At 36.5% G+C, this 6,351-nt stretch carries 5 protein-coding genes and 1 pseudogene; 3 read left to right on the forward strand and 3 right to left on the reverse strand.

What is annotated here, in order from left to right; all coding sequences use genetic code 11:
* Positions 1 to 289: 289 nt before the first annotated feature.
* A complete protein-coding gene (locus JOD02_RS11335; protein WP_204489633.1) occupies positions 290 to 1,960 on the forward strand; it encodes an IS1634 family transposase in 1,671 nt (556 codons plus the stop codon).
* A gap of 89 nt (positions 1,961 to 2,049) precedes the next feature.
* On the opposite strand, the pseudogene JOD02_RS11340 reads toward JOD02_RS11335, so the two are convergent.
* The 3 genes and pseudogenes from JOD02_RS11340 to JOD02_RS11350 all read right to left on the reverse strand — a co-directional run.
* Positions 2,050 to 2,505 (reverse strand): annotated as a pseudogene (locus tag JOD02_RS11340) (transposase); the annotation flags it as partial.
* Between the two features lie 641 nt (positions 2,506 to 3,146).
* Entirely contained in the window at positions 3,147 to 4,586 is a 1,440-nt protein-coding gene (locus tag JOD02_RS11820) for a DDE-type integrase/transposase/recombinase (protein ID WP_204489634.1), read from the reverse strand.
* A gap of 422 nt (positions 4,587 to 5,008) precedes the next feature.
* Positions 5,009 to 5,251: a hypothetical protein gene (locus tag JOD02_RS11350; RefSeq protein WP_204489639.1), complete on the reverse strand. Its 243-nt coding sequence runs from the start codon at positions 5,249 to 5,251 to the stop codon at positions 5,009 to 5,011.
* Here JOD02_RS11350 and JOD02_RS11355 point away from each other — a divergent pair.
* Both JOD02_RS11355 and JOD02_RS11360 read left to right on the forward strand, forming a co-directional pair.
* Complete coding sequence (locus JOD02_RS11355; RefSeq protein WP_243426532.1) at positions 5,250 to 5,519, forward strand: cupin domain-containing protein; 270 nt, start codon at positions 5,250 to 5,252, stop codon at positions 5,517 to 5,519. The genes JOD02_RS11350 and JOD02_RS11355 overlap by 2 nt on opposite strands.
* Before the next feature lie 102 nt (positions 5,520 to 5,621).
* Complete coding sequence (locus tag JOD02_RS11360) at positions 5,622 to 6,053, forward strand: PPC domain-containing DNA-binding protein (RefSeq protein WP_204489638.1); 432 nt, start codon at positions 5,622 to 5,624, stop codon at positions 6,051 to 6,053.
* Positions 6,054 to 6,351: the final 298 nt, after the last annotated feature.

The raw sequence follows: 6,351 nt of genomic DNA on the forward strand, positions 1-6,351 counted from the left end.
CATAATCCGTTTAGGCTCTCTTTTCTTCGTCTTATCCCTGGGTTTTAGCCTCGGTTTGAGTAACAAATCAATATTGCGTACTCTAAGCAGTCCCCCCCGAGTTTGTCAGTTGAAAGGAGGTTTAAAAGTAAGACCCCTTGATTTTACTGGGTTTGAGGGCTACAAAAATTAATTTTTATTAAAAGTGTAGGGACAAATTTTTTATTATTATGCTTTAATTTGTTGATATTGTGTCAAATTGTATGGTACAATATGCATAGGATTTACTGTTTCTTAGGAGGTATTTCCTATGCATATAAAAATTGTTAAAGCTGGAAAATATGAATACGTACGTTTAGTAGAATCTTTTCGCGAAAATGGCAAAGTAAAACATAAAGTCATTCTTAACTTGGGACGCAAGGATATAATAGAAGGTAATCCTTCATTTAAGCGATTGGCAGAAAGGCTTTTGGAAATATCAGGAGGTACTGTTGAGAAAACAGACAAACTGCAAATTTCAGAAGGTACTCTTCGCAATTACGGTTTTATAGTGTATCGCAAGCTGTGGCAGATATTTGGCTTTGATAGCTTTTTTGATCAACTGAAAAGGAAGCACACCAAGCTACAATTTGATCTAGGCTCGGTTATTTTTCTCATGGTAGTCCAGCACTTGCTGTCACCCATGAGTAAGCTGAGCACCTACGAAAAGCGTTATTTGTATTTGGGTATACCCGAAATGGATTTAAATCATCTGTACCGAAGTTTAGATTTACTGGCAGAGAATAAAGAGAACATAGAGAACTATGTTTTTGATAGGAATCGGACGCTGTTTAACATGAGTGTGGATGTAGTGTTCTATGATGTGACTACATTCTATTTTGAGAGTGTAAGAGAAGATGGATTTAGAGATTTTGGTTTTAGCAAAGACAATAAAATTAACGAGGTACAGGTTGTAATGGGTTTACTGATTGACAGTGAAGGACGGCCGATAGGGTATGAATTGTTTCCTGGTAACACGCTTGACAGCAAGACATTGGAGAGGTCTTTAGAGAAGCTAAAGGAACGATTCAATATTCGTCAGGTAATCATAGTAGCTGACAGGGGTTTAAACAGCAAGTTAAACTTAAGCAGGATAAAGGAGATGGGTTATGACTACATAGTGGCAAGCCGTTTAAAGAAGATGCCAGAAAGTGTAATTGAAGAAGTATTTGATTCTAACGGTTATAGATTATTAACTCCTGAACTTCTGGCAAGGTATAAGGAAGAAGATGAAGAAGAGTTTCGATACAAGGTTATAGACTACATTAACCGTTACAAGGATGAAGAAGGGAAAGTAAAAGAACTTAAGGAAAAGATGGTGATAACATATTCTAAGAAGAGGGCATTAAAGGATAAAGCAGATCGTGAACGACTTATTGAAAAAGCGAAGGAGCTGCTAAAAGAACCAGCAAGGATTAGAGCCAGTAACAGGAGGGGGAGTAAACGCTTTATTTTGGAGAAGGGTGAGAAAGAAGAATATTGTCTTAATGAGGAGGCTATTGCTGCTGATGAAAAGTTTGATGGCTATTATGCCATACAGACGAGTTTGTTAGACTTGAAAGCAGAAAAGGTACTGGAGGTATATCACACGTTATGGAAGATTGAGGAATCGTTCAGGATAATGAAGAGCACCTTGGAAGTAAGGCCGATATTTCACTGGACGGAAAGGAGGATAAAAGGACATTTTGTAGTATGCTTTTTAGCATTTCTTTTGGAGAGGACACTAGAGTACAAGTTGAAAACGAATGGGATTATGATGAGTCCCAACAAAATAAGGGAGGCTTTAAATTCGATGATGTTTACGGAGGTGGAAATAAACGGGCAGCTTTACTTGATCAAGATGAAACTCAGCGAAGGAGCGAACAAGATATTAAGGGTATTGCGGATAGCACCACCCAAGAATGTCCTGTCTCTTGAAGAAGCAAAGGCTTTTACCTGGTAAGGGATAGGTGTGGGTACAATTTGCGCGTTTTAAAAAGAAAAAATGGCTTGATTTCAAGGTTTTTTGGAACTTTAACTGACAAAGTCAGGAATATTGCGTACTCTAAGCAGTCCCCTGTCTATATAGTTATACAGAGTTTTAGTACAAACAATAGGCTTATCTTTCCAACTAGGATCCTTCTTACAGTACCCCACTATAGTATCTGGAGCCCATGGCTTTTCTTGGAGCATCTTTTCCTCCGCAAATCTGATGAAGTCCTTAACAAGCGGTAGTTTGAGTTTAGTACCACAATTTTTTCGTCTCTTTTCATATACTGCCTGCCCTGCTTCGGGGAAGTATGCTTCATAAGTAGACAAGTCAGATTTAAGCTGAGTAACGGTACCACGTTTAATTTCCCTGCTAATAGTACTTGGAGCTCTGCCTAGTTGTTTTGCAATGTAGCGTATACTTTTGCCTTCTTTGTACAAGGCAGCAATTTTCCCTCTTTCATAGACACTTAGGTGTTTAAAAGAGCGACATTTCGTGGTACAATTATATTGAGCCATAGTGAGACCTCCCTGTATGTTTAGTGATTTTGGATATCTATATCATACAGGATTTCTCACTATGGTTCTACTATTTTTTAGGTGTTGCATTTAATTTTACAACGAACCAAAATAATGAGATATGACGAAAAACAATGAGAAAAATGGAATTTATTTATGAATACGCTAAATAAATATAAAAAATAAAGGTAAAAAAACTCTTGAAATAGATACAAAAAAGTGGTACTCTATAATTGAAATTATAAATCATAATTTATTAATTACAATGAATACTCTCGAAAAGTAGCTAAGCAACATAGGCATAACGATTGATTTTGTAGAGTAACCTTGCAGAATAATTATGGGGTGAAGTCCCAAGACCGAACCTGCAAACAAGCTAAAATAAGGCTCTCAGACTTTTCGAAAGCATACTTAAAATGAAGGTAGTGTCAAATAAATAATGAAAAAGTCAACGATAAGAGAATTGTTATCAAAACATGGACTTTGGCAACAGAATATAGACTAAAAATATAAAAACACAGTAATTAAGAGTGCTTAATAAGTAAGATATAGCCTAAAAATACAATTAATGGGATTATAATGACATGTGTAAAGAAGCTACAGTGTAGCCAGGCAAGTGATATTATTGAGAAGGATTTGAATTAGGTTATGTGTTGATGTCTACAAATATGTTCATATGACAGCCTAAGTAATTCTAACCATTTGGAAGGCATATCAGGCATATTTGCGATTTCGGGGACACACACTGGGACATTGTAGTTAAGGGAAGAATGAACACGAAGGAAATTGAAAAAGGCAACAAAAAGAACCATATATTCATTAGCTCTTTCTAAAGAGTTAAAACCGTTTTTGCCTCTGTAGACTGCTTTAAAGGTTCTATTGAGTCGCTCAATTACTTGCTTTAGCCAGCGATACTCAGCAGAGACTTCATCGTTGTTGGTAAGACCAATTACCTGTTTAACATCGAAATGTATATTGTGCTGAGCGAAGAAATGTTGAGCCAGGAGATAAATGGGGTTGCTATCAAAGATTAATACAAGGTTTTCAGGGATTTTACGGAATTTTGCTAATGTAGCATATACTGCTTTGATGGCAGATATACCGTCTCTATTGGCGAAAACTTCGTAGGAGGTGATAATTTTTTTGACAACATCCATGATAAAAAAGACATAGTGCTTTTTGCCTAAGACTTTGACATAGGTTTCATCACCGCAGATGGAGACTTGAGATGATAAGTCGTATGGGTAGTCATCAACATAGGTTTTGAGGATTCTAGCTGCAGAGGCGGCATAATTTGCGATTGTCTGGTGAGATATTTTGATTCTATGGATATCCCAAAGGATGGAAGCTGTTTGACGCAAACTCAAGCCGTAGTTTATGTGATATGTTAGGGCAAGGCCGAGGACATACTTAGCCTTTCTGATTCTGGAGAGGTCTACTGAGTGGGGTTTGTTTGGCTCTTGCTTGAGAGAATCAAGTTCGATATCAAAGACACGGTGGTAGTAATGCATTTTGTATTTGTGCGGGTTTTGATTGAAATCAGCTTGCTGTTCTGGGGTCAAGGAAGCAATGTTTTGGAGATAGAATGAGCATTTACGGTTTTGGCATGAGTAGACAAAGAAGTTTTTTCTATCTCGTTTTTTAGTGAGTGTATGTCTGCAATGAGGGCATTTAAAGACCAGTTTTTCCAGGTAGGACTTGTGGGGGAAGAAAGTGGAGTGACATACTTTGCATTTTAGCTGTCCTCTGCCGCCGGAGTTATCGTAGATGTATTCATAAGGCGCGTTACAAATAGGGCAAGTGGTTCCTTTAGGAGGGAGATTGGAACTCCTGTGATTGATAGGTTTAAGAGGTTTTCCGTGGGTATCCAGGTACTGCTGCAGCAATACCTTGTGGTCAAGTAGCTCTCGCTTTTCAATGATAGGGAAGTCATCTACTTGCATGGTGCGGTATTGTTCAGCGATAGGGTTATCGGAAGGTAAGTTGGACATAAATCTATGTATTAAAAAGCACTGAAATTTGAAAAGAATTTTATTCAGGTACTTAATTATACTTAGGAGAAGTGGTATAATAATAGCCACGGTGGTCACCTCTTATCTAATTTTTAGTATGTAAAGGATGTATATGGTATGTTTATACCATAGAAGAGGTGCCACCGTCAATTCTAAGTATAAATTCCTGGATAAGAGAGAAATGAATATATTGTGGATTTGATGGAAAAGTACATCCCAGCAGGAACTGCTAAGCTTCTGGCTATGGATAAAATTGTGGATAAGCCATGGGAAACTCTACGAGTTTACCACAGCTTATCACACAATTTTATCCACAACCATCAGCAAGCATTTCCAAGCTGGTATGCACTTTCCCACAAGCTCCACAATAACTACTGCTGTGATTGCGGCGGTATATCCGCCGAAATGTTTCAACAACCTTTTTGGCTATTGGTTCTACATTCAGTATGGGGAAACGATAGATTTGAGTTTTAAAGGAATATTATTTATATTTAAGCACCACCCACTCTGGGGAGGTATTTGAAAAATATACCTAAAAAATCAGTTATATCAGCAACTAAAGCTGATTTTGTATAAAAATTTTTGACACTACGAAAATGAAAAGGGGGTATATAAAATGGGGTAAAAGTTATAAATCCAAACAATGTTGAAGGTATACAACTACCAGGGAGAGAACTTAAATGGATTATCACTCCTGAGACTGTGGGAGCGGAGAAATTATCAATTGCTATCATGAATTGTCCTCCTAAGTCAGTAGTGCGACCACTTCATAGTCATAAGGATATTGAGGAGGTGATATTAATTCTCGAAGGTAAAGGTGAGGCTTGGATTGATGGAGAAATAGTTACTTTTAAGAAAGGAGATGCGGTGTTTTTCCCTTCTAATTCTAAGCATCAAGTACGAAATATTGGCGATACACCATTAATTACGGCTTCTATATTTTCTGCACCTACTAGGCCTGAAAATTATATTACTTATGAAAAAGATGGTTTTGAAGATTAAGGGAGGTATTTCTGAATTTTTTAGGTAAATGTGAATATTTTGAAGAATATCTAAAAAGGGCAAGGTTTAATGGTTAAATTTTTTGAAAGAGGTGGTTTTATCATGAGAAGAGATATAGGAGAGGAATTAGGGAGAATCATTATCCTTAATTTGCAAAGAGGAGAAGATTTGCTAAAGAGCATCAGAGAACAATTAAAGCAAATAGGAATTAAAAATGCAGTTGTGTTGAGTGCAATTGGTTCATTACAAAGAGCAGTTTTTCATAGAGTTACAGGAATGGAAGAATCACCAGTGGATGAATATGTAACATTGGAAAAACCAATGGAATTGGCTTCTTTACAGGGAGTAATAGTAGATGGCGACCCTCATCTACATATGGTGATTTCAGATTTGGAACAAACTTATACTGGACATTTAGAAGAGGGTACTGTTGTCCTCTATTTAGTAGAAATTACCTTGGCGGAAATTAAGGGTGTTAATTTACAGAGGAAGAAAAATGAACTTAATATCGCTGTATTAGAGGAAAAGAAATGAAGTTTAGTTAAGGAATTGCATTTAAAAGTTTTTAACTATAAATGGGCAAAAATGCTTCCAGTAAATTTCCATCCTGTATTTCTGGGAGATATAAAGCTTTCCAGAATACAAAATGATAGGATAAAACACTTCATAAATCAAGTAATGGTAATTAATTACCAGAAAATTTGCTCATTTATAGTTTTTAATTAAAGAAGGCTAATTAACTCTTGTTCTGCAAAAAAGGCAGTGGAATTGGTAAAGCTACCAAAAATTAAATATGGCATAGTTACTAAAGCTGTGGTAAATTTATTTATCA

Source organism: Caldicoprobacter guelmensis, assembly GCF_016908415.1.
Taxonomy (GTDB): Bacteria; Bacillota; Clostridia; order Caldicoprobacterales; family Caldicoprobacteraceae; genus Caldicoprobacter; species Caldicoprobacter guelmensis.